Origin of the sequence: Spirosoma sp. KUDC1026 (assembly GCF_013375035.1) — a bacterium.
Taxonomy (GTDB): domain Bacteria; phylum Bacteroidota; class Bacteroidia; order Cytophagales; family Spirosomataceae; genus Spirosoma.
The window spans coordinates 1,505,593-1,528,766 of sequence record NZ_CP056032.1; the positions used below are offsets into that span (position 1 = coordinate 1,505,593).

The 23,174-nt window shown below is 53.5% G+C and carries 16 protein-coding genes and 1 pseudogene; 7 read left to right on the forward strand and 10 right to left on the reverse strand.

What is annotated here, in order from left to right; translation table 11 throughout:
* Nucleotides 1–90: 90 nt before the first annotated feature.
* From HU175_RS06420 to HU175_RS06440, 5 genes are all read left to right on the forward strand, one after another.
* Entirely contained in the window at nt 91–1,374 is a 1,284-nt protein-coding gene (locus tag HU175_RS06420) for a HupE/UreJ family protein (RefSeq protein ID WP_228724343.1), read from the forward strand.
* Nucleotides 1,375–1,419: 45 nt separating this feature from the next.
* Nucleotides 1,420–3,906 carry a TonB-dependent receptor gene (locus tag HU175_RS06425; RefSeq protein WP_176565799.1) on the forward strand — a complete coding sequence of 829 codons (2,487 nt, stop codon included), beginning with the start codon at nt 1,420–1,422 and terminating at the stop codon, nt 3,904–3,906.
* A 34-nt stretch (nt 3,907–3,940) separates the two neighbouring features.
* The gene (locus tag HU175_RS06430) at nt 3,941–4,648 is read left to right on the forward strand and encodes an ABC transporter ATP-binding protein (protein WP_176565800.1); all 708 of its coding nucleotides are present in this window, start codon (nt 3,941–3,943) and stop codon (nt 4,646–4,648) included.
* A gap of 1 nt (nt 4,649) precedes the next feature.
* A complete protein-coding gene (locus HU175_RS06435) occupies nt 4,650–6,047 on the forward strand; it encodes a DUF3526 domain-containing protein (RefSeq protein WP_176565801.1) in 1,398 nt (465 codons plus the stop codon).
* 296 nt (nt 6,048–6,343) lie between these two features.
* The gene (locus HU175_RS06440; RefSeq protein ID WP_176565802.1) at nt 6,344–7,807 is read left to right on the forward strand and encodes a DUF3526 domain-containing protein; all 1,464 of its coding nucleotides are present in this window, start codon (nt 6,344–6,346) and stop codon (nt 7,805–7,807) included.
* A gap of 141 nt (nt 7,808–7,948) precedes the next feature.
* Here the strand turns inward: HU175_RS06440 and HU175_RS06445 are convergent, their stop codons facing one another.
* From HU175_RS06445 to HU175_RS06455, 3 genes are all read right to left on the reverse strand, one after another.
* Entirely contained in the window at nt 7,949–8,119 is a 171-nt protein-coding gene (locus HU175_RS06445) for a hypothetical protein (protein WP_176565803.1), read from the reverse strand.
* Nucleotides 8,120–8,374: 255 nt separating this feature from the next.
* Nucleotides 8,375–10,042 carry an amino acid permease gene (locus tag HU175_RS06450; RefSeq protein ID WP_176565804.1) on the reverse strand — a complete coding sequence of 556 codons (1,668 nt, stop codon included), beginning with the start codon at nt 10,040–10,042 and terminating at the stop codon, nt 8,375–8,377.
* 63 nt (nt 10,043–10,105) lie between these two features.
* Nucleotides 10,106–10,519, reverse strand: coding sequence for a lysozyme inhibitor LprI family protein (locus tag HU175_RS06455; RefSeq protein ID WP_176565805.1), 414 nt, complete (start codon nt 10,517–10,519; stop codon nt 10,106–10,108).
* A gap of 125 nt (nt 10,520–10,644) precedes the next feature.
* On the opposite strand from HU175_RS06455, the gene gldA reads away from it, so the two are divergent.
* The gene (gene gldA / locus HU175_RS06460) at nt 10,645–11,562 is read left to right on the forward strand and encodes a gliding motility-associated ABC transporter ATP-binding subunit GldA (protein ID WP_176565806.1); all 918 of its coding nucleotides are present in this window, start codon (nt 10,645–10,647) and stop codon (nt 11,560–11,562) included.
* Nucleotides 11,563–11,645: 83 nt separating this feature from the next.
* Here gldA and HU175_RS06465 read toward each other — a convergent pair whose 3' ends face one another.
* The 6 genes and pseudogenes from HU175_RS06465 to HU175_RS06490 all read right to left on the reverse strand — a co-directional run bounded on the left by HU175_RS06465 (nt 11,646) and on the right by HU175_RS06490 (nt 20,171).
* Nucleotides 11,646–12,179 carry a DUF4136 domain-containing protein gene (locus HU175_RS06465; protein ID WP_176565807.1) on the reverse strand — a complete coding sequence of 178 codons (534 nt, stop codon included), beginning with the start codon at nt 12,177–12,179 and terminating at the stop codon, nt 11,646–11,648.
* 373 nt (nt 12,180–12,552) lie between these two features.
* Nucleotides 12,553–13,586: pseudogene (locus HU175_RS06470) on the reverse strand (3-dehydroquinate synthase family protein).
* A gap of 120 nt (nt 13,587–13,706) precedes the next feature.
* Nucleotides 13,707–14,849: a pyridoxal phosphate-dependent aminotransferase gene (locus HU175_RS06475; RefSeq protein ID WP_176565808.1), complete on the reverse strand. Its 1,143-nt coding sequence runs from the start codon at nt 14,847–14,849 to the stop codon at nt 13,707–13,709.
* A 68-nt stretch (nt 14,850–14,917) separates the two neighbouring features.
* Nucleotides 14,918–15,334 carry a hypothetical protein gene (locus tag HU175_RS06480; protein ID WP_228724344.1) on the reverse strand — a complete coding sequence of 139 codons (417 nt, stop codon included), beginning with the start codon at nt 15,332–15,334 and terminating at the stop codon, nt 14,918–14,920.
* 139 nt (nt 15,335–15,473) lie between these two features.
* Complete coding sequence (locus HU175_RS06485; protein ID WP_176565810.1) at nt 15,474–16,937, reverse strand: SusD/RagB family nutrient-binding outer membrane lipoprotein; 1,464 nt, start codon at nt 16,935–16,937, stop codon at nt 15,474–15,476.
* 57 nt (nt 16,938–16,994) lie between these two features.
* On the reverse strand, nt 16,995–20,171 hold the full coding sequence (locus HU175_RS06490) for a SusC/RagA family TonB-linked outer membrane protein (RefSeq protein ID WP_176565811.1): 3,177 nt from the start codon (nt 20,169–20,171) through the stop codon (nt 16,995–16,997).
* Nucleotides 20,172–21,151: 980 nt separating this feature from the next.
* Here HU175_RS06490 and HU175_RS06495 point away from each other — a divergent pair.
* Nucleotides 21,152–22,138, forward strand: coding sequence for an NAD-dependent epimerase/dehydratase family protein (locus tag HU175_RS06495; RefSeq protein ID WP_176565812.1), 987 nt, complete (start codon nt 21,152–21,154; stop codon nt 22,136–22,138).
* 18 nt (nt 22,139–22,156) lie between these two features.
* Here HU175_RS06495 and HU175_RS06500 read toward each other — a convergent pair whose 3' ends face one another.
* Nucleotides 22,157–23,158 (reverse strand): glycosyltransferase family 9 protein, encoded by a 1,002-nt coding sequence (locus HU175_RS06500; RefSeq protein ID WP_176565813.1) that lies wholly within the window; start codon nt 23,156–23,158, stop codon nt 22,157–22,159.
* Nucleotides 23,159–23,174: the final 16 nt, after the last annotated feature.

Genomic DNA, 23,174 nt, shown 5'->3' on the forward strand with positions numbered 1-23,174 from the left:
CCACGGATTGCGAAAGAACCAGGTAAGTTGTTAAGTGTGAATCAGCTTTTTGATCCTATAAGCCGCATAGCCGGGTGGCTACTGATTTTTATGACTGTTTGGGGCATCGTTGGCCTGCCCATTACGGCGACAGCGCACCCCATGCCGAACTCGGTCGTACTGCTCAATGTCCACGCCGACCGGATTGATGCTGAAATTCAGATTCCGCTGGTCGAACTGCAATCAGCCTGGGGGCATGCGGTCAACGATTCGGCGACCGGTCTGATCGAACGACTAGGGCCACAGTTGCGCGCGTATCTCAAAAATCATATCCGTCCCCAGAGCCCCGATGGTCGTTTCTGGAGCGTATCAGTTGGCGAACTACTCGTCCACGAAACCCAGAACCCTATCGTTGGGGTGTACCGCGAACTAACAGCCCAGGTGCAGATGATTCCACCTGGGCAGGAAGATGTACGGCAGTTTACGTTCTATTATGACGCAGTACTGCACCAGGTAAGAACGCATAAAATTCTGGTATCGGTACGGCAGGACTGGGGGCGGGGACAACTGGCCGAGGCCGAGCCGGTTCAGGTAGGCGAGATTAGCCTCGACATCGTTAACGATCGAGTCCTGCCGTTGCCGGTCAATCTGGATGAGGGCAGCTCCTGGACGGGGTTTCTGTCAATGGTAAAGCTGGGGACCCGGCATATCGCCGAAGGAACCGATCACCTGCTGTTTCTATTGGTATTGCTGCTGCCCGCTCCGTTGCTCGTAGCGGCTAACCGGTGGGGGCACTTTGGCGGAATTGGCTATAGCCTTACCCGGCTGTTGAGCATTGTAACGGCCTTTACCGTAGGCCATTCGATTACGCTGCTGCTGGGATCGCTGAACTGGGTCCGACTGCCGTCGCAGCCCGTTGAAGTGCTGATTGCCGTGTCGATCTTGGTGTCGGCAGTTCATGCCATCCGGCCGTTGTTCCCGGGGCGCGAAACCTGGGTCGCCACCGGCTTTGGCCTGGTTCATGGTCTGGCCTTTGCGGATACGTTGACGAATCTGCAACTCGACGCGGGGCCGATGGCGCTGAGCATTCTGGGCTTCAACCTGGGAATTGAATTAATGCAGTTACTGGTGATTACCTTGACAATCCCGTGGCTGATCATGCTGAGTCGTACCCCCGCTTATCGGTACGTTCGCGTTGGTGGGGCGCTGCTTGCGGGCGTAGCAGCTGCGGCCTGGATCATTGAACGGCTGACAGCGCACCCGAATACGATTACCCAACTGCTGGAATCGGAACGTACCAGGGCCGTCTGGCTGCTGGTTATACTGGCCTGCTTCGCGGTCTGGACCAGCTGGCGATCCCGCAAAAATGATCAACTTTTTGCCAGTCGTAAATAAATTTGGGCTGGTGAGTGTATTTTTGCGCCTGTCGTAACTACCCGAATGAACCCCGTATCACTTGCCCTGCCGTTACCGATCAACCCGGTCGTCACCTTTAGTCTGCCTCGTGTTGATCTGGCTGCTGCCCGGCCGGTTTTTCGCATTTTTTGTTTACTACTGCTGTTCTTTGTTTCGCCCTCGATGGCGATTGCGCAGCTCATTAAAGGCCGCGTAGTCGATGAGCAGCATCCTGATACGCCACTGGCGGGCGCCACGGTTCAACTATCCGGGGGTAAGCAGGGTGCCGTCACCGACAGTAGCGGTCGGTTCTCGATTCGACCGGCTCAGGCAGTATCGTTTCTTCGAATTAGTTTTCTGGGTTACCAGCCGCAAACGGTATCGATTCAGGACGATAATCCCGATCTGACCATACGGCTGGTGCCTGATGATGCGCGACAGTTGGCGGAGGTGAGGGTTCAGTCAAAATATTATCGACAATACGCGACAAACACCATTTCCAGTGCGCTGCGGCTGCAAACGCCCCTGATCGATTTGCCGCAGAACATCCAGACCGTTACGCCCGAAATTATTTACGATCAGGGCAGTTTCAACATGACCGAGGGCGTCAGCCGCAATGTCAGCGGGGTGGTGCGGCAGGAAGTGTCGAATAACCTGGGCCCTTATCTGTTCATGCGGGGTGGCCAGATTGCTACCCTACGTAACGGTATTGATCTAACTCCTATTTACCGGGGACCATCGCCCGAAGATGCGGCTATTATTGATCGGGTTGAATTTGTGAAGGGCCCATCGCTCTTTATGAACAACATCGGCGATCCGGCGGGTAGCTTCAATGTCGTAACCAAACAGCCTACGGGTGTGCGTCGGTACTCGGCTACCGCCATGCTGGGCAGTTTCGATTTTTACCGGCTGGCCGTCGACCTCGATGGGCAGCTTGATAAAAAAGGTAAATTGCTCTACCGACTCAACGGAATGGGTATGCGCACGAATTCGTTCGTGAAGTTTGACAATAACCGGCGGTTTTTGGTGGCCCCCGTGCTCAAATACCGCATCAGCGACCGGACCTACGTATCGGCAGAGTATCAGTATCAGTCAAATAGGTACGCGATGTACAGCCCGATTGTGATGACGCCCGGCGTGGATTCGCCCGCTGGTTTTGCTACACTGCCTATTGATTTTTCCATTCATGAACCATCCTTAAATCCCATCCAATCTCGTGATCACACGGGTTTCCTGACGGTAGGGCATCAGTTCAGCACCAACTGGCAGCTGACGGTGCGGGGGGCGTTCATGCGCAACGATAACGAGGGCGCGTATATGTGGGTGACGGGCGTGAATACGGCTAATCCAACCGTACTGCTACGTAACCCCAAGTATGACCTGAACCGTACGGAAGTGTTTTCTGAGCAGGCATTCGTGAACGGTAAATTCACCACGGGGCGACTGAAGCACCAGTTGTTGGCTGGGGTCGACGTGAATCAGAAACGGTTCCGGGCCGATAGCTACGTTCAGTACGATACGTATACCGACGCGCAGGGTAAAACGCAATTACGATACTATCCCCTCGACATCAATAATCCCGTTTACGGCACCGAAATACCCAACTACCACACGCCGGGTGGACTGATCAACCGCAATACCACGCAGACCGTTAATTACCGCTCGTTTTACGCGCTGGATGAGCTGGCTCTGTTCGCTAATAAACTACGGCTGACACTGGGCCTTCGCTACACGTCCGTGCAGACTCGCAACGACGTATCGGGCGTAACGACGATCTCCAGCGACAACGTGGCCACCCCCCGACTGGGAATCAGTTACAGCCTGCACCCTGACCTGTCGGTATACGCGCTCTACGACCGGACGCTGGTGCCGCAGGCCGGAGTAACCATCGGCGGAGACGCTATTCGGCCCCTTCAGGGTACTAATCGCGAGATCGGTATCAAGAAAAACTGGCTCAACGGCCGCTGGAACACAACGTTGGCCTTCTATCGGATCAACCGCTCCAACGCCATTGCCAACGATCCTAACAATAGCCTGTACCGGATACAGGTGGGCGCTAACCACGCTCAGGGAATCGACTTCGATATAGTGGGGCAGGTAGTCCGTGGCCTGAACGCGGTCATCAACTACGCATACACCGACGCTAAAATTGATAATGACGTCAACACGGCGCTGATTGGTACGCCCACGCCGATGTACGTCAAGCACATCCAGAATACCTGGCTCAACTACGAACTACCCTTGGCATCGCTGTCGGGCCTCACCCTGTCGCTGGGCTACCAGTACCAGGGCGGGCGTGGCGAGCGGTACGCTACGGCAACCCAGCACGCGATCCCCGATTTCTTCCGGCTTGACGGCGGAATCGGCTGGCAACGTAATGCAGGGCAACGGAATTCCTTTAAAGTGAATCTGCTGGTGAACAACCTGCTCAACAAAACGCTGATTGCGACGGCCTGGTACCGAAATGGACTCTACTACTGGGTACCACAGGCGCCTGTCAACGGTCGGTTGAGCGTAAGTTACACCTTCTGAGCCACGCGAAGGCTACCGTTGAATCACGTATCGCATGCTTAAAGCTGAAAAACTGTCCAAGCAGTTCGGGACCCATGTAGCCCTGAACGAGCTGGATCTGGACATTCGTCCGGGAGAAATCTATTGCCTGCTGGGCTCGAATGGGGCCGGTAAATCAACCACGATCAACATCTTTCTGGGCTTCATACCGGCCACCAGCGGACGGGCGCTGATCGACGGTATCGAAGTGTCGGTCGATAACCAGCAAACCCGTAACTTGATCGCCTACATCCCCGAAATCGTCAACTTGTATCCTACGCTGACGGGGCTGGAAAACCTCGCCTTCTTCAGCGGGTTGTCGGGCTACCGTTACACCCGCGATGAACTCATTGCCTTTACGCGTACGGCCGGGTTACAGGCGTCGGCGCTCGACAAGCGCGTGGGGTCGTACTCGAAGGGGATGCGCCAGAAAGTTGGTATTGCCATTGCCCTGGCTAAACAGGCCAAAGCCCTCTTCCTCGACGAGCCAACGTCCGGGCTAGACCCCCACGCCAGCAACGAGTTTGCCCAGGTCATCACCCGGCTCAGCGATCAGGGGGTTAGCACGCTGATGGCCACGCACGACCTGCTGATGGCCAAGAACCTGGGGCACCGCATCGGTATTATGCACCAGGGGCGTTTGCAGCACGAGTTGCTTTCGGAAGCAGTCGCCTACGCCGAGCTGACGGATCTATACATCGACACCGTTAAACAGACTGCGTGAGATGATCGGTCTTATTTTTCGTAAGGAGTTGATCGAGTTGATCCGCACAACCCGCATGAATTGGCTATTGCTTGGCACGGCACTGCTGGTAGGGCTGGCGCTATACAACGGTTACACCTACGCCGTCGACCATCAGCAACTGCTGAGCGAATCGCAACGCGTTACGTATCAGCAATTCATCAGTCAGGGCGACAAAAACCCGCACCTGGGCGCGCATTTCGGTTTTTACGCCTACAAACCGATGGCAGAGCTGGCCTTGCTCGAAAACGGCATCGATGATTATACGGGCAACTCGTTTTACCTCGAACCCCACCAGCGGGGCATCGTGCGGTTCCGGGAAGTGACTGATTCGACAGCGTTACGTAGCTTCGGCTTTCTCAACGTAGGGTATTTTGTGCAGTTTATTCTGCCCCTGTTCATTTTCCTGCTGAGCCACAACCTCTTCGCCAAAGAGTGGGAAAACGGCACGATCAAAATGGTTCTGAGTGCGCGGGTGACGGCCCGGCAACTGTTCGTGGGTAAGCTACTAGCCTGTGGGCTACTGGTGGGGGCCTTGCTGGCGCTGGTTATTTTGATTCCGCTGGCATTGCTGCTCGTCCAGCCGCAGCCGGTCGACTGGCCGACGGTGCTTCCGGTCTACGGCTGTTACGTAGCCGGGCTGCTGCTCTACGCGCTGCTGCTGACAGTTCTAGGAGTAGCGGTGTCGCTGCTGACGCGCTCTTCGTCGCTAGCACTGGTAGGGCTGACCGGCTTCTGGTTGCTGGGTGTTTTTCTGATTCCCCGCCTGACGGCTGAATTGTCGCGTCGGGTGTACCCGTCCGTTACGTCGGCGGATTTCGATCGGCAAACGTTCCGGGAAAAAGAATACGGCGTTGGCGACGAGGGAACGAAAGACGCCCGGCGGGCGCAGCTTGAAGCCCGGACGCTGAAGCAGTACGGCGTTAGTCGGCTGGAGGACCTACCCGTCTTTTTCATTCCTATCACCATCGAGTACTTTGAAGAATCGGACGGGCGGGTCATGGATCGCGCTTATGCCGCCGTCGAAGCCAACGAATTCCGGCAGGATCGGCTGGTGCTGGCGAGCGCGGTGCTGTCGCCGTTTCTGGCCTTCCGCGATCTGTCGATGCACCTGACGGCTACAGACATGAACACTCACTACGACTTTGCCGCCAAGGCCGAGCAGCATCGTCGGCGGGTGGGCGAACAGGTCGATGCATTCTACCAGAACAATACCGTGGCGACCAACGCTTTCTGGAAAACCGTGCCGCAGTTTGCCTACCAGGCACCGGGCGTTGGCTGGCGATTGAGTAATGCCGTGGCCTCTCTAGGAATCCTGCTGGGCTGGACCGTGCTGGCGCTGGTGATGATGGTGCTATCGTACCGGCGCGTCCGGGTGTAAGAAGCTGTCTGAAATTTAGTCCTTAACGAGTCTATTTACCCCTAAATCCCCTGAGAGATTATTTGGGGAAGTATTTTCCGTGTCAAAAATGCCTTTTTTGTCATCCCGACGATAGGAGGGATCTTCGTTAAAAGCAAGAAAAACCGCCTGTTAGCGAAGGACCCTCCTATCGTCGGGATGACAAAAACGATTTCCCAAACAACTCCTGAAGGGGACTTGTCTTGCCCTCGAAAAAAGTCCGGCAGCGGCCGACCGCCCTTCAGGGGATTTAGGGATTAATATATATCGAAATTGCTATGCGCATGCCTTTATTTCGGGTCATGATGGCCCACGAACTCCGACTGCTGTACCGTAATCGGGTGCTGATCAGCTTGTTTACGTTGATCTTACTAGTGCTGCTGGCCAGCCTATGGATTGGCAGCAGCATGTTCCGCAAACAGCAGCAGACGATTGGCAAGATCGGTATGTATCAGACCGAGATGGCCGATAGCCTGAAAAGCCGAATCGAGCGGATCGAAGCTGCCCAAATGCGGTATAACGGCTTTATCTGGGACGACCCGACCTTTGCTTACAACACCGCCCGCAACGAAGGACCGCAGTTTGCCGTCAAACAGCCGTTCGCGCTCCAGGCGCTGATGGTGGGGCAAAGTGACGTGCAGCCTTACTATTACAAAGTATACATTAACAAAAAGCAGAACCTGGTTTTCGATGGGGAGATTGATAACAGCCTGTTACAATTCATCGGCACCTTCGATTTTGGCTTCGTGGTCATTTACCTGTTGCCGCTGCTGATCATCGTGTTTACCTACAACGTACTGGCCTCCGAAAAGGAGCAGGGAACGTGGGTATTGCTCAAAACCAGCAATCAGTCGATTGCCCGGCTGATGTTGTACCGTATCGGGATTCGGTACGGTCTGTTTACTGGTTTTTTCTGGTTAATCGTTACGCCCGTACTGGCTGCCCTGATCAGTCCGGCTTTTCTGGCGACGGGTAACTGGTGGTGGATCGTCGGTTTTGTCTCGCTGTATTTCGGCTTCTGGTTCGCCCTGTCGTTTCTGATCAACAGTTTTTCGCTCAGCTCGAACCTGAACGCGATGGTGCTGATCGGTCTGTGGCTATTCCTGGGGCTGCTCGTGCCGAATCTGCTCCAGATTGGGCTGAACCGGCTGTACCCCATCCCGAGCCGTATCTCCCTGACCAACGAAGAACGTAACGCCATCAATAAGTACTTCGAGAAAGATGGGCAGGCGCTGACTAAAGACGTCTTCAGCAGCCCCCGTACGCTGATTCGGCAGGCGTCAGTCGTTACGCCGGGCATGGTGTACGGCTACGGGGTAATTGTGTACAAAAGCCAGGAAATCAAAGACGCGGCCGCTCACGTTGCCGAACAGAAATTATTCGGGCAGATTGAGCGTCAGCAGGCTGCGATCGAACGCTTGCAGTTCATTAGCCCGGCGCTGATGATGCAGGAAGTGCTGGCGGGGCTGACCGGTACGCATTGGCACCAGTTCAATCAGTTCAGCCGCGACGTCGACGATTTCCGGGTTCAGACTCAGCGATTTTTTTACCCGAAAATGGCAACCGAGCAAACCTACCGAACATTTACGGTGCGGGACGCCGAGGCCATTCCGCGTTTTGTCGCCCGGACCTACGCCGATTATGGGTGGCTGCATATCGAGTCATCGCTGTCGGTGTACGTTGCGCTGGTAGCAATACTGCTGTTTGCTGGGTATCGGCGACTGGTCTTTGCGAGTCGATAAGCACTACTGGAGCCAACAAAAATATATGGGGGTAGGCTACGTCGTCAGCTCATATGTCTAACTGCCGAACGTGACTGGGGCTGAACTGCCGTGTACGTTCTGAGAATAATTCGTGAAGACGTATAATAACTCAGTGACAGACTATGCGTCTTCACCTTCTTCCAGCGAGCCTGTCAAAAACAAGGTATGGTATTGTTCATACACGCGGCTACGGTATAAAGCCAGGAGCTGGGTGAACGAATCATCAGCCGACGCATCGCCAGTGAGATACGATTCCTTCAGGTTTGCGCGTACCGAGTCGTCTTGTTCCATTATCAAAGTGGTCGTTCTATAAACGAAATCTGCACAAAGTAAACTATTAGTCCAGACGATGCCTAGAAAAAGACGGGTAGTTAGCGGGTAGTCTGATTAGTAAATCATTAAAAAGAGCAATTCTGATAAGAAGGTAAGTGATTTTATTAGCTAAAGGCCAATCGGCCGGGTATGTACCTCCGCAGAGAAGACAGGATATTCCTCCGCTCGCACTTCCATAAGATGAGAAATTGGAGGAATTACAGTTGACTAGGTTTACGCAGAAATCGACTGACGGTTCAGCTTACTTTTACGGAATCCGTATGAGAAATAAATCACCAGGCCGATCGCCAGCCAGATCAGGAAGATAAGCCAGTTTGTTACGCCAAGCTCGGTCATCAGATACAGGTTGGTGAGAATACCAAGGACGGGCAGCAACGAGAAGTTGCGCGAGAACGCCAGCACTGATAACACCGCCCAGGTCGCCCAGAATACAAACAGCAGCGGTTTCTCTTCGGCCGCGTCCAGTACATGGCCAGTCTGCAGAGCGTAGCCGAAGGTCAGTATAAAGGCGATACCGATCAGGTATTTTCCGTTGACGTAGGGAACCCGGAACTTGGACTGCGCCGAAATGCCTGTAGCATCCAGATAAAGGATACCGCCACAAACCAGAATGAAGGCGAAGAAGGTCCCCACGCTGGTCAGATCGATGAAGAACTGCATGTCCAGGAATAACGATGGTACGGCCACCAGTACCCCTGTCACAATGGTCGCAAACGATGGCGTCCGGTATTTGGGGTGAACTTGGGAGAACTTGGGCCACAGCAGCCCGTCGCGGCTCATGGTCATCCAGATACGGGGCTGACCCAGTTGGTAGGCCAGTAGGGCACTGGTAATTGCCACAACGGCACTAACTGAGATAATACCGGCCATGAAGTTAAGGTTCAGCTTCTGGAATACGTAGGCAAGGGGGGCATCGACACCCAACTCCTTGAAGTTGACCATGCCCGTCAGAACGAGCGTAATCATGACGTACAGCACCGTACAGATAACCAGGCAGTAGATCATAGCACGGGGCAGGTCACGCTGTGGGTTGCGGCACTCTTCGGCGGTGGTTGAAATGGAATCGAAACCAATGAAAGCAAAGAAGACCGACGCTACGCCACTTAATACGCCCTGCATCCCGTTTGGAGCAAACGGCGACCAGTTTTCGGGTTTGACGTAGAACGCACCAACGGCGATCACCAGCCCGATAACGATCAGTTTCAGGACCACCAGCAGGTTGCTTGCGTTCCGCGACTCCTTAATGCCGATATAAACCAGGGACGTAATCAGTACCGTGATTAAACCAGCTGGTAAGTCCATGATGATTCGTAAGCCACCCACGACCGGAGCTGCTTCGTAAGCTCGCGCCAGCGCCAGTATATTGGCAGGAATATCGGCCGTGGCTGTTCCTGCCGCCTGCACCTGTTCGTAAGCGCGGTGCACAGACCCGTAGTCAGAAGAAAGCCAGCCGGGAAAACTAATGCCGAATCCGGTAAGCATGGACGTGAAGTATTCAGACCAAGAAATGGCAACCACCATGTTCGATACGGCGTATTCCAGGATGAGAGCCCAGCCAATAACCCAGGCAAAGATTTCGCCGAACGATACGTAAGCGTAGGTATAGGCGCTACCGCTCACCGGAACCGTACTGGCAAACTGAGCGTAACTCAGCGCCGTAAATACGCAGGCAATGGCCGTGAATACGAACAGCAGTGATACCGCCGGTCCGCCATTAAAACTGGCCCGACCAATGGTGCTGAATATTCCCGCGCCAATGATGGCGGCAATACCTAACGATGTCAGGTCCCGGACCCCCAGCACTTTCATCAGGTTTGAGGAATTATGCTGATTGGCATCGCCAAGCGCCTGAGAAACGGTTTTTTTTCGAAAAATTGACATCCGGTAAATACGTTCGTGAGCTGAATAAAGTGATTTGGTAATGCCTGCCAGCAGGCAACAGGATTAATGAGGTTCTTCGAGGAGGGCCTGTAATTCCCTGATCCGGCTGAGGGTTGTCGCTTCTTTGCAGAGAGCAACCACCATAGGCTGCATACTGCCGCCTTCGTACGTTTTGTCGTAATAAGCGCAGTGTGCATCCCGATAAAGCAGCCATTGTCGCTGGGCTTTCACAACAAGCGCGCGGCTATCGGCTGGAAGCTGGCCTATCAAACGCTTGTATAAGGTGTTCAACTGGCGGTCGGCACGTTCGAGTCGTTCCCAGGCGCAACGGTTCAGTTCGGTCTGCGACATGGCCTCGTCACAGTCAAGGGGTTTACTGGCCGAAGTGCTCTTGCTGCGCTGGGCGTGCGCACCGATTACTAGTAACAGGAAAGAAATAAGTAACCCAAGTTTTTTCAGAAAATCCGACGCCAGCATGCGTTTATTGCCGTTAAACTGCTAAAAATAGGGATACTTTCCGATTTTTTGTTCGTTACTTGAGTATTCGCTGCGTATCGGAAAGCTACGACGGAGCGTTACAGAACACTAGCATTCGTTTCAGTATGTCTATTCGGGTAGAAAACCTGATCAAAGAATATGGGGCCCAAAAAGCAGTCAACGATATTTCGCTGACCGTTCGGCCGGGAGAAATTGTTGGGTTTCTTGGCCCTAATGGTGCCGGTAAGTCAACCACCATGAAAATTGCCACGGGTTACCTGCTGCCCACCGATGGTACCATTGAGGTCAACGGCTTCGATGTGCGGACGAGCCCTATGGACGTACGACGCAGTGTAGGCTACCTGCCCGAGCATAATCCACTGTATCTGGACATGTACGTAACCGAGTTCCTGCGGTTCGCGGGCGCGCTGCACGGCCTGGGTGGCAGAGACTTATCCGGACGTATTGCCGAAATCATCGAGCGGGTTGGGCTGGGACGCGAGCAGCATAAACGGATTGGCCAGCTATCGAAAGGGTACCGTCAGCGGGTTGGGCTCGCGCAGGCGTTGCTGCATAACCCGCCGGTTCTTATTCTGGATGAACCTACTACGGGCCTTGACCCGAACCAATTAGCCGAAATCCGAGAGGTGATTCGGGAGGCTGGCCGGGATAAGACGGTGCTGTTCTCGACGCATATCATGCAGGAGGTTGAAGCAATCTGCGATCGGGTTGTCATTATCAACCGGGGACAGATTGTGGCCGATAGTCCTCTGAATCAACTGCGAGCCAGTGCAGCCGCGTCGGACGTAGTGGTGGTGGCCGAGTTTGCGGACGAGTTAGCCAATCCAGATCTGCTACGTGCGCTGCCGGGTGTGCAGCAGTTTGAGCCGCTGGGGAGCGGACAATACCGGATTGCGGCTAATGCGAGTGTCGATCTTCGGGCGGCTATTTTTCGCCTAGCAGCGGATCAGCAGCTAACGCTGGTGGGACTGCGCCAGCAGGAAAACTCACTGGAAGGCATATTCAAGGAATTAACCAAGTAGCATCAATACATACAGAGCGGGGCGTTGATACTATTTACCGATAGTATCAACGCCCCGCTCTGTGTTTGTTCAAGCCCACCGGGCTACTTCACCGTAGCCATCAGTGGATACTGATCGAAGATAGACCGGACAATACCTTTGAAGTAATTATTCTTGAAGTTTTGGTTGCGGAGCATTTTCGATGCGTAACCCTTCCAGATTACCTGATACGACTCGGCGTCGATCAATGAGATCATCAATGTTCCTTCATCCAGGTTGTAGTCAATTCGTTTGTACGTAGCATCATCATCCTCGCGCACGACCCAGTCTTTGATAACGGGCTGCTGGTAGCCCCGGAAGCGTAGATCTGACCGGAAGATGTTATAGGAGATCAGCAGGTTTGGGCTTCGGTTACTGACCCGGTACCCCCGTGCTTCCATCTGGTGCCGGATGGCATCCTGAATATCGGAGCACAACAGTGTTGAGTCGATAAATTCGCACTCCAGAAAGTTGAATGACTGGTAATTTTTAAAGTGTCCCTCATAGCTGTAATCGTGTTCGACAAACAGCTTACCCGATGAGCAAGCCGATAAGCCGATGACCGCGAATACAACTAACGCCCCAATGATTGTTTTCATACTGAAATTAGTAAAGTTGTTAATAAATAAGCCTGATTAAATTTAGTTATACACTTGTCCGGGATTAAGTCAAATATAATCGCAAATGTTTGGCACACAATCAAGTATCACCAAATTTTAATATATATATTGATTTACAGGTTCAGCCGATTTTTAACAAAAAACCAATCCTGAATAGCTGAGGGCCTTATTGAGCCAATGGGGCGTATTTACTGAGTAGTTTCCTACCCCAGCCCGTACGCCCAGGAGCTGTTGCCGGAGAGCCTTGCCAATATCGTTGCAGGTCCAGTAAACGCAGCGACGCGGCAACCTGGAAAACACATGGTTTCAGACTGCCGCGTCGATCAGGCGCGTAAAAAAGCGAGCTTATAAATCAGATATTACCGCTGTAGAAATGCAGACTATCGCGCATTTCTGCCGAGGTTACCGGTACGTCGAATGCACAACTGCCGGGACCGTCGAGCAAGGCCATCCGAACCTGACTCCCCCGATTTTTTTTGTCCTGCAAGGTCAGTGTCAGGATGGGAGCAATATCGTCGCTGGTGAGCTTGACTTTACCATAGACGGCAAATAGATACTCTTCGATCTGGGTCAGTAGCGTTTCGTCAATCATCTTTTTCTGAAAAGCGATAAATGCTTCGGCCACCATACCGATGGCAATGGCTTCGCCGTGCAGGAGTCGCTTGCGGGGCTGCGTCAGAAAATATGTTTCAACGGCGTGCCCGATGGTATGTCCGAAGTTCAGGATTTTACGGAGGCCTTTTTCCGTCGGGTCCTGAGCAACGATACGTTGTTTTACCGCCACTGAGTGGGCCACCAGCGTCGTCCAGTCCTGCTCGTGCAGGTCGCGCCGACGGATGTCGTCCCATTGAGACGCATCGGCGATCAGGCAGTGCTTGATCACCTCCGCAAAGCCAGACCGTAGCTCGCGTTCGGGGAGGGTCTGCAAAAAGGCTGGATCGATCAGAACGGTATCGGGCAGTTGAAAAACGCCGATGTGGTTTTTAAAGCCTCGGAAATCGATGCCCAGTTTTCCGCCCACGCTGGCATCAACCTGCGAGAGCAGCGTAGTAGGCGCTTGCACGAACGAAATCCCCCGTTTATACGTAGCGGCACAAAAACCGCCCATGTCGCCAATAACGCCCCCCCCAGATTGAGCACCAGCGCGTGACGGTCGAAATTGGCACGGGTCAGGGCGTCCCAGATCAGTTCGCAGGTGGCCAGGTGTTTCTGCTCTTCGCCAGACTTGATCCGGATCAACGTGTGCTTCGGCAGCAGCGCTTTTATCTCCGGGTAACAGAACCGATACGTATGGTTATCTACAATGACGGCAAGAGCCGAAAAATCAGACTGGGACAGGAAAGCGGGCAGGCTTTCGGCAAGGGGGGCAATGGTTACGGTCGACATGCGGCAAAGATACAGCGGAGGAAGCCTGACCTACACGTCTATTGGATGACCCCATACGAAAAAAAGCTCCAATCAGCATGAGAACTGACCGGAGCTGAAAAATTTACATTATATCGATGACTACGAAATCACCTTCAGACCATCCGTGAAGGCTTTCATCTGGTCCATAGTGCCGAGACTCACGCGGCACCAGTACTGGCCGTCAAACTTCCACTGGCGGACACTGACGCCCTGTTCCATCATTCGCCCGACGAAATCTTCGCCTTTCATCCGGATCGGAAACATAACGAAGTTAGCGCCCGATGGCAGTGGCTCGTAGCCATGTTGTTTCAGGGCCGCGTGCAGAAAATCTTTCGATTCCTGTGTTTTGCCCAGCGAGAACTTAATGAACTCTTTGTCCTGCAGGCTGGCCGAAGCCGCCCGTACCGTCGTCATGCTCAGGCAGCCACCGTTGGTCGAAAACTTGGCGATCTCTTCCAGCAGTTCTGGTTTAGCCACCATATAGCCCGTCCGCAGGCCGGCAAAGCCGTGTACTTTCGAGAATGTCTTGGTAATGATTACGTTATGACCCTTCTTCACCATATCGACCATCGAGTACGCTTTCGGATTGGGCGTGTAGTCGATATAGGCTTCGTCGACCAGGATTGGCGTTTTTGAGCCAACCGATTCGCAGAATGCCCGCAGTTTGGCTGGGTCAACGATGATGGCCGTTGGGTTGTTGGGATTACAGAGGTATACCATGCCCGTCTGGCTGCCAATCCGGTCGTTCAGTTTGTTCAGGTTGATATCATAACCATCGGCGGCCACGAGCGGTACGCGCTCCATCGTGAGGCCATGCCGAACGGCGGTGCGCGGCAGTGCGTCGAACGTTGGATCGGGAGCTACAATAGTACGGCCCGCGTTGGCGCGGTAAGCCGCCCATAATGAAGCCGCCGTTAGCAGCTCGCCCGAACCCGCTCCGAGCAGGATGTATTCTTCAGGAACGCCTTCTTCGTCGGCAATCTGCTTACGAAATTTCTTAGTATACTCACCTGCATACAGGAATCCATCCGGAGCCGCTTCTGAAATGGTTTTCAGCGCTTTGGGTGATGGGCCGTACGGGTTTTCATTCGCCGATAGTCTGGCTTTGATGGCACCGCCTTTCGGTGGATTGTAGCCAGCAGGGATAAGTTGTTCCGGTTCGCAGAAAGCTGCTGGCGCGGCTGCCAGCCCCAGGCCAGATAATACGCTGGCACGGAGCCAGTCACGACGATTGAGAGACATAGCGGAGTCTGTAAGGAGTTGAAAGCGTTCTAGTTAGGTATGTATTGAGTAAGGTGAATTACAATCGGTTAGTTAACGGCCTGCACCCGCGACAAGCGCGAAAAGGCCTGGCCTTTGTACTCGCCCGACCAGGTGAGCGATACGTTGCTGCCTGCCTGCGGGGTTGCTACGCCCAGTTCGGCCCAGGTTTTTGAAATACTGGCCCGCCCGTTAGCATCTGTCGTCAGCGTACCCAGCGCCGTGCCGGTACGGGTCGTCAGCCGGATGGCCTGCGCCGGTACCGGTATGGAGTCGATGCCAACCCGGTGGTCGAGAAGACCACTTTTGTCCAGTTCGTAGATCCGGATGGCCAGCGTTACCGGACCTGCTACTTTCTGCGAAACGACCGGCTCCGCGGTCAAGCCGCCCCCGTCACCGGTTGCGTTGTCGACCAGTACCAATACCGGAGTCACGACCCGATCCACAAAAGGGTCATCAACTTTCATACAACCCGTTAAGCTTGAGGCAAACAAAATTACGAAAAATGAAAATAACTTAGACATAAATTCTTTATTTATTAGTTTTTGCCTAACAAAAATTTAGGTATAGTCACGATATGCTACGTTGATCTGTGCCTTCTGATACCTAGTTCTCGGCCCACCAGAGTTTCGTCTGCATGTTATCGGCTCCGCCATTCAAGGTTATACCCTTACGCAGGTTTGCCTCGTTCAGTGAATATTCGGAGGTGGGATATTGAAGGCGGGTTGGCAGAACGCCGTTATTCTCAAAAACGGCACGGGGGTCTTTCGCTGGCAGAACAGGAAGGCCCGTTCGACGGTACTCGATCCAGGATTCGACGCCCTGCCCAAAGAGGGCAATCCATTTCTGTTCCATCACCTTCGCCTTGGTAGCGGCACCAACACCGGTCAGATAGGCGCTGCTGACCTGAAGCCCGTACTGATCGAACGACGCGGTGATGCCCCGTTCGAAGTACGTTTGTGCGCTTCCCGAAATGTCCCCGTCGACGGCGGCTTCGGCCAGCGTCAGGTTCAGTTCGGCAAAGGTCATCAGGACGCTGGGCGTCGTTAGCTGCGAGAAATACGTACCAATGACGGAGCTGGAGGCCAGATAGGTGGTGGCAATGGCATCGGGCAGGCCATTCGCGTGACCAACATACTGCCCCTGCGAATTAGGCTGGGCGTAGACCCGAAGCCGGGCGTCGTTTAGGGCTGTGAGCTTATCAGACAGCGTTTTACTGATGTTCCAGTCCGTCCGGCTCTGGTACACAAATACCTCATTCCACTCGTTATTGCTGGGGCGGGTGGCCGTATTTTTGAGTACGGCGTTGTCGGCATTACTCGTAAAAATAGGGTAGGTGGTCGCGTTACCCAGAATCTCAGCCATAATGGCCCGCGACTCAGCGGGCTTCTTGGCTGCCTGGCGATTTGCGAGCCGCAGCCGCAGTGAGTTGGCGAATTTCTTCCATTTCAGAATATCGCCGTTGTACAGGATATCACCCGATACGGCAGGGCCACCAACGATGAGCTTCTCATTAGCCGTTTTCAGGTCGGCCAGCATACCGGCGTAGACGGTTTCCATCGTGTCGTAAGCGGGTGTGTAGATGGGGGCGTCGGCCGTACCTTTCAGCGCTTCGGAATAGGGAATAGCCCCGTACACATCGGTGAGGATGGAATACACCCACGTACGCATCACCAGGCCAATGCCTTCATAATTGGTATTCTGATACCGTCCGCCCGGCTGCGATAACGTAATGATTCGCTGGTAGTTCAGCAGGCCATCGTTGAAAAAGCCGCGCCAGTTGTTGTTATAAAAAGCTACCGATACGCCATAGTTATCACCTTCGTTGGAGTAGATATTCCGCGATAGATACTGCATCCACAACATGGCTCCATCCAGGTTGAGCCGTTCGAAACGGGTACTGCTGCCCCAGTAGCGATCAATGGAGGTTTCCAGCGCGAACGGAAGTAGATACTGTGGCCCAACGGCCGTTGGGTTGTTGGGATCTACGTTCATCTGGTCGAATTTCTGCGTACAGGAACCAACCACGAACAACGCGGAAAGAGAAAATATGGAAAGAATTCGTTTCATAGACAGGAAGATTCCGGTTCGTGATTCGCCAAAGCATCAGCGGAGCACGGACGTTGGTTAGAAGGAGAAATTGAGGTTGACGCCCATACTGCGCGATGAAGGCAGTTCGCCGTAGGCAAAGCCCTGCGAGTTGCTACCGTATCGATCGGCTTCGGGGTCGATGTGGGGCGTGTTTTTGAACAGCATCAGCACGTTGCGGCCAACCAGCGAGATCTTGGCCGAACGTATTTTGATCTTGTTGAGCAGAACGGCCGGAATCTGGTAACCCAGGGTAACCTCGCGCAGTTTCACATAACTAGCATCGAAAATGGCGGCTTCGTGGTAGCGCCGAGGATTGTTGTAGCCATAGAGCGCGTTGGCGGGGACAATGGTCGTGTTCGGTACGTAGTTAGGCTGTTCGGCCGAGCCGATGTTGACAACGCCTTTACCGATAATTCCTTCTTCGCGGCCCAGTGCGGTTTCGGCGTACTGACCTGTCCAGCGCCCCGTTCCCGTTCCTTCGTCGAATAGGCTGCCGCCGTAACGAACATCAACCAGTGCCGACACAACGATACCCTTAAAACTGAATGTGTTCTGCCAGCCGCCCGTCCATTTGGGTTGTACGTTACCCAGAATGCGGGGTGTCGTCGATACGACCGGATAGCCATTGGTACCGTAGATGATCTGTCCATCGGGAGCGCGCTCGAAGCCAATGCCAAACAACGTACCGTACGGCTGCCCAACACGGGCTTCGGAGTTAAGCCCCTGGCGGGTGTAGAGAACGTAAGTAGATAGCCCCTCGGCCAGTTCGAGGACGCGGTTTCGGTTGCGGGCGAAGTTCAGCGCGGTTTCCCAGCTAAAGCCGTTCGACAGACGTACCGGCGAGCCCGTTAGTACAACTTCCAGTCCTTTGTTCGAAATACGGCCCGCGTTCAGGATGCGGGAGTTATAACCGGACGATTTCGAGATTTCGACACCCAGGATCTGGTTGCGCGATGTTTGATCGTAATACGTCAGGTCGAGTCCTAGACGGCCTTTTAGGAAACGCAGGTCCAGGCCCAGCTCCGTGCCGGTCGTGATCTCCGGTTTGAGCGTCGAGTTGGCAATGCGGGTGTTTTCGTAGAATTCCGGGACCGAGCCATTCCACGATGTACTGGACCGGAAGGTTTGCAGAAGCTGATACGGATCGGCGTCGTTGCCCACCTGAGCCAGACTGGCGCGTACTTTGGCAAAGGACAGTACCGAACTCTGCAGATTGATCAGCTCGCTCAGGACGGCACTCACCGAAACCGAGGGGTAGAAGTACGACCGGGCCGCGGCTGGCAGGGTACTCGACCAATCGTTTCGGGCCGTCGCGTTCAGGAAGAGGGCGTTACGCCAGCCAAATTCCACCGAACCAAATACGCTGTTTACCTGCGATTTTTCGATGGCGCTCTCCGCTACGTTCTGGCTGGGGTTGGCGTTACTGGCGTTGTAGAGCCCGTCCACAACTAGTTGACCAACCCGCAGGTAATTCCGTTTGTAATAGTTCTGACGGGCAATACCACCAGCCTGGGCGTTGATCGAAAAATCGCTGGTTATACTCTTGTTAAACGTGAAGATAAAGTCGCTGTTGGTTTCCTGCCGACGAAGTACCTCTTCGGAGTACGAGCCTGGGGTCGAGTTGCCGTTCCGAACCCGCTCGAAGTTGAGGATGTTGATGCGGGTATCCGTCCAGAGATCGGTTCCGGAACGAATCAGCAGACTTAGTGATGGCAGGATTTTATAATTCAGGGCAATATTGCCTACCAGCCGGTCTTTGTCGTTGCCATACGGAAGCCGGAGCTGGGTGAAATAAGGGTTGGTGAAGAAAGTATGCTGCCAGTTTGGTGGATCGGTATCGGCGGGTTTGCCTGCTACGGCCCGGTTAATGCTGATGTTCTGATAACTTTCGTAATCCCGCAGCTGCGCCCATGATACGTGCCGGTGCGACCAGATAAACTGCTGTCCTTCGGTATAGCCCCGGTTTTTCGAACCCGATTTGATGTACTCGCCCGACAAGGTGACGCTTAATTTGGGCGTGAAATTATAGCCTGAGTTGAACTTGAAATTATTGCGGTGAAAATCATTGTAGTACATGATTCCCTGCTGATCGAGCCGACCAATGCTGAGCCGGAAATTACCCTTGTCGTTGGCCCCTGAAATCGCTACGTTGTTAGTAAACGTTTTACCGGTCGCCCAGTATTCATCGTAGTTATTGGGTTGCGGAGTCAGTGGAGCCACCTCGTTGCCCGTCCACCACTGCCGAACGAGCCGCCCGTCCATGGGAGCCCCCCAGCTTTCGTCGGTTCCTTCTGTACCGCTCAATGGCGCATTGGGGCCATAGGCCGCCCGATACTGACTGATTTCGAGTGGCGTAGTGATGCTGCCGCTCCAGCCATCGGTGTACCAGGTGCGGTAGCCATTGCCTCCGCCGTACGTATTCTGAAAGCCTGGTTTAACCCAGGGTCGCTCGAACGTTGCATTCGAGTTTACCTCAACACCAAGTCCTTTGGTGCCCGCGCCCGTTTTGGTCGTCACCAGAATAACGCCATTAGCCGCCCGGGAGCCATATAAAGCGGCCGCGTTCGGGCCTTTCAGTACGGTCAGTTCCTGGATGTTGTCGGGATTGATTTCGGATAAGCCCGAGCCGAACTGTTTATCGAATGTCTGCTGAATGGGGACGCCGTCCACCACCACCAGTGGCTGGTTGTTGCCCGACACGGACGAGGCACCCCGAATCTGGATGGTCGACCCACTGCCCGGACCACCATTGCTGCTAACCCGCAGACCGGCTACCTTGCCCGACAAGCTGTTGACAACGTTGGTTGTACGGGCTTCGGTCAGCTGCTGTCCTTTTATTTCCTGGACACCATAACCCAGCGCTTTTACCTCCTTTTTGATCCCGAAAGCGGTTACGACCACTTCCGACAGGGCCCGCTCGTCGGACTGTAAGGCGATATCCAGCGTCGACCGATTACCTACTTTGGTTTCCTGCGTGGCAAAACCGATTGAACTGAACGTAACGATAACATCGTCGTTGGGGATACTGAGGGCATACTGCCCTTTGGAGTCGGTGGTGGTGCCGGTGTTAGTGCCTTTAATAACCACGTTTACGCCCGGCAGAGCGCCCTCGGTAGGGGAACTGACAGTACCTTTAAGCAGCCGGCTTTGTGCCTGGGCGGTCAACCCGATACAACACCAGCAGAATACCCATAGGAGTAAATTTTGTTTCATAAAGTTTGGGGTTAAACAAGCGTAGTATGAGTGTCAGTCGAGCCAGGCGGCCCGGTAACAGCTGGATTACGTTTGGCTGTACCCGGTCGCTCGTTGCCTGCGAGTAGTGGCCGTCCGACTTGAAGGATCGGAGCAAACCGGGTATAAAATCCCTTACCCGCATTTGATTTGATTGCGGCAGGGCGATCGATAAGTATGAGCGGAAGCATTGTGCCGAAAACTGACACAATCGGTGTTATTACAGCACGGTAAACTTACCTAGCTGTAACCCATGCAGAAGACGTCGACAGTAGTATGACTCGTTTGTTGATTAATAACCGCTCCGTTCTTTCGGCCGATGAAGCAGCGGGTTATTCGAGTACTCTATTTGTGTGTTTTTACAGATCAAATATACTGTATAAAATGAAATAAAAAATAATTAATTATGTATAATGATTAAAATTTAATATAAAATTTTAAAAAAAGATATATAACCAAAATATTAAAAACATAATCATTTAAAAAGCAAGTAGCAAGAGGACAGGAAGACTAAGCTGATCGGAGCCTGTTCAGCGGTTATGAGCGGGGTTACATTGCAGCCAGGCAACCAGCAAAATCTATTTACTTGAAAATCTGATCCAGGAAAATAATCGTATATGCTTCTGACCGTTTATACCCATGAAATTGTGCAGTTATGATTGAAACAATTACGTTAGCACTACTGGTTGAGAAAGACCGTATTCTTCGTTGCTACACAGCGTCCGCCCGTTTCGGACAGCGACTAGCTGTATCCGTTAGCCAGTTGATATTTCCTTCCTTACGTAGCGGCTTCAGCCCGCTTCCCGTGCGTACAAATCAGCCCTGGAGCAGATAATAATTCCAACTATATTCTAATCAATCGACTCTTGATGGTTCTACAACCAGCATAGTTCGACCTCGTCGCGTATCGTATAGTCTGATCACGTAAGGAGACGAGGTTATTTATTCGTTTCCAATCACTCATGAAAACGGTACTGTTAACCGGTGCAAACGGCTTTTTAGGGGGGCATCTGTGTCGGGAGCTGCTCCGGCGCGGTTATGCCGTTCGCGCCTTCGTGCGCCCCGACAGCGACCGTCGGGCACTTGATGATCTGTCCCTTGACATCTGGCTGGGCGATCTGCGTGATGTGGATAATGTTCGGGCTGCTGTGTACGGCTGTGACTACGTTATTCATGCCGGGGCTGCTACTCAGGTCAACCCCGCCCGTTCGAAGGACGTTGTCGACACAAATATTGAAGGAACAGCCGCTGTCCTGGCTGCTGCGCTCGAAGGTAAAATAGAGCGATTCGTCTTTGTTGGAACCGCGAATGTATTCGGTTTTGGCTCAAAGGAGAAGCCCGGTAACGAAGGATTGCCGTACATGGGCGAACGCTACGGGCTGGATTATATGGACAGCAAGCGGGCGGCTACGGAACTGGTTATGCAGGCGGTTCAGGAAGATGGCCTGCCGGTGGTGCTGGTGCATCCTACTTTCATGATTGGTCCTCTGGATTACAAGATTTCGTCGAATGCTCTGATGCTGGCTGTTTACCGGGGCGATGTCGCAGGCATACCCGTGGGCGGCAAGAATTATATTCATGTCGCCGACGTAGCAACGGCAACGGTCAACGCACTGACCGAAGGCGAAATAGGAGAATCCTACATACTGGGCAATCAGAACCTGAGCTACCGCGAAGCGTTTTCGCTGATGGCCGATGTCATGCAGGTTCAGCCACCGGCCTTGCCGGTATTGCCTCCAATCGCGTCGGCCATTGGTCGGCTCAGCGACTGGAAATACAAACTGACGGGTAAGCTGGCCCAGCTTAATTCGGCGATGACGGCTGTTGCAAACGATTCTCATTACTTCAACGCGGCCAAAGCTGTAAAAGACCTGCATTTACCCCAGACGCCGGTCCGACTGGCTATGGAGGAAGCCTTCACCTGGTTCCGACAGCACAAATACCTGTAGCTCGCTCCATCAGCGCCGTTAAAACGTCAGCAGTTCATCCTGCTCAATGCCCCAGGCGCAGCGGAAATGGCCAAGTGGGCATTTCTTTCGGCCGTGCAGGTTGCAGGGTTTGCAGCTAAGATTCTCGTGCGTCTGCACCACCCGCGATACGTCGGCCAGCGGTCCAAAACCAAAGTCCGGCACTGTCGAGCAAAAAATGGCCGTTGTTGGCGCATTCATGGCCGAGCAAAGGTGCAGCGGGGCTGAGTCATTCACGTAATTCATCCGGGCGCTTTGTTGCAAGGCCGCCGATTGCAACAGACTTAACTTTCCCGCCAGATTAATACCATTCGGTCGGCCCGATTGAGCCAGTATTTGATCGCAGGCGGCCCGGTCCGGGGGCGCCCCCAGCAAAAAAATAGTGTATTCTTCAGGGAAAGCTCTGATCAGTTCGATCCAGCGTTCGGCAGGGTATTGCTTCGTAAACCAGACCGACATGGGAGCCATGCAGACGTACGGCTGCATTTGATACGCTTTAACGGCTTCGTAATCGCTGGCTGAGGGATACAACTTAGGGCGTTTGGCCGGACCTGTAACGCCAAGGGGACGTAGCAGACCCAGATTTCGGTCAATCTCATGGATGCCCGGCTCCATCCGGTGTTCGATCTGGTACGTAAAGAATCGGGAAAAGGGATTTTTGTCGAAACCAATCGTTGTTTTGGCCTGGGACAAGGCCGTGAGCGCCCCCGTTGCGCCAAAGCGCTGCAAATTGAGAACAACATCATACTGGCGACTACGAATAACCCCAAGTAGCCGCCACAGATCTTTGTACTTACCTCCTTTTTTATCCCAGATCAGTACCTCGTTTAAAAATGGATGCTTTGCCAGCAGACCTTCGTTACCTTTACGTACCAGCATGTCCAGCACTGCATCTGGATAGGCATGGTGGAGTTGTTCAAGCAGCGCGGTTGCCAGAATAACATCGCCAATAAAAGCGGTTTGGCTGATCAGGAACCGGGGCGATTTGGTTGCGGTTATCATCAGTACGCCTGGCGCG

Bases quoted from the DNA above. Each gene is read 5' to 3' on its own strand.
- HU175_RS06420 (WP_228724343.1), top strand. From the start codon at position 91: ATGACTGTTTGGGGCATCGTTGGCCTGCCCATTACGGCGACAGCGCAC.
- HU175_RS06425 (WP_176565799.1), top strand. From the start codon at position 1,420: ATGAACCCCGTATCACTTGCCCTGCCGTTACCGATCAACCCGGTCGTC.
- HU175_RS06430 (WP_176565800.1), top strand. From the start codon at position 3,941: ATGCTTAAAGCTGAAAAACTGTCCAAGCAGTTCGGGACCCATGTAGCC.
- HU175_RS06435 (WP_176565801.1), top strand. From the start codon at position 4,650: ATGATCGGTCTTATTTTTCGTAAGGAGTTGATCGAGTTGATCCGCACA.
- HU175_RS06440 (WP_176565802.1), top strand. From the start codon at position 6,344: ATGCGCATGCCTTTATTTCGGGTCATGATGGCCCACGAACTCCGACTG.
- HU175_RS06445 (WP_176565803.1), bottom strand. From the start codon at position 8,119: ATGGAACAAGACGACTCGGTACGCGCAAACCTGAAGGAATCGTATCTC.
- HU175_RS06450 (WP_176565804.1), bottom strand. From the start codon at position 10,042: ATGTCAATTTTTCGAAAAAAAACCGTTTCTCAGGCGCTTGGCGATGCC.
- HU175_RS06455 (WP_176565805.1), bottom strand. From the start codon at position 10,519: ATGCTGGCGTCGGATTTTCTGAAAAAACTTGGGTTACTTATTTCTTTC.
- gldA (WP_176565806.1), top strand. From the start codon at position 10,645: ATGTCTATTCGGGTAGAAAACCTGATCAAAGAATATGGGGCCCAAAAA.
- HU175_RS06465 (WP_176565807.1), bottom strand. From the start codon at position 12,179: ATGAAAACAATCATTGGGGCGTTAGTTGTATTCGCGGTCATCGGCTTA.
- HU175_RS06475 (WP_176565808.1), bottom strand. From the start codon at position 14,849: ATGTCTCTCAATCGTCGTGACTGGCTCCGTGCCAGCGTATTATCTGGC.
- HU175_RS06480 (WP_228724344.1), bottom strand. From the start codon at position 15,334: ATGAAAGTTGATGACCCTTTTGTGGATCGGGTCGTGACTCCGGTATTG.
- HU175_RS06485 (WP_176565810.1), bottom strand. From the start codon at position 16,937: ATGAAACGAATTCTTTCCATATTTTCTCTTTCCGCGTTGTTCGTGGTT.
- HU175_RS06490 (WP_176565811.1), bottom strand. From the start codon at position 20,171: ATGAAACAAAATTTACTCCTATGGGTATTCTGCTGGTGTTGTATCGGG.
- HU175_RS06495 (WP_176565812.1), top strand. From the start codon at position 21,152: ATGAAAACGGTACTGTTAACCGGTGCAAACGGCTTTTTAGGGGGGCAT.
- HU175_RS06500 (WP_176565813.1), bottom strand. From the start codon at position 23,158: ATGATAACCGCAACCAAATCGCCCCGGTTCCTGATCAGCCAAACCGCT.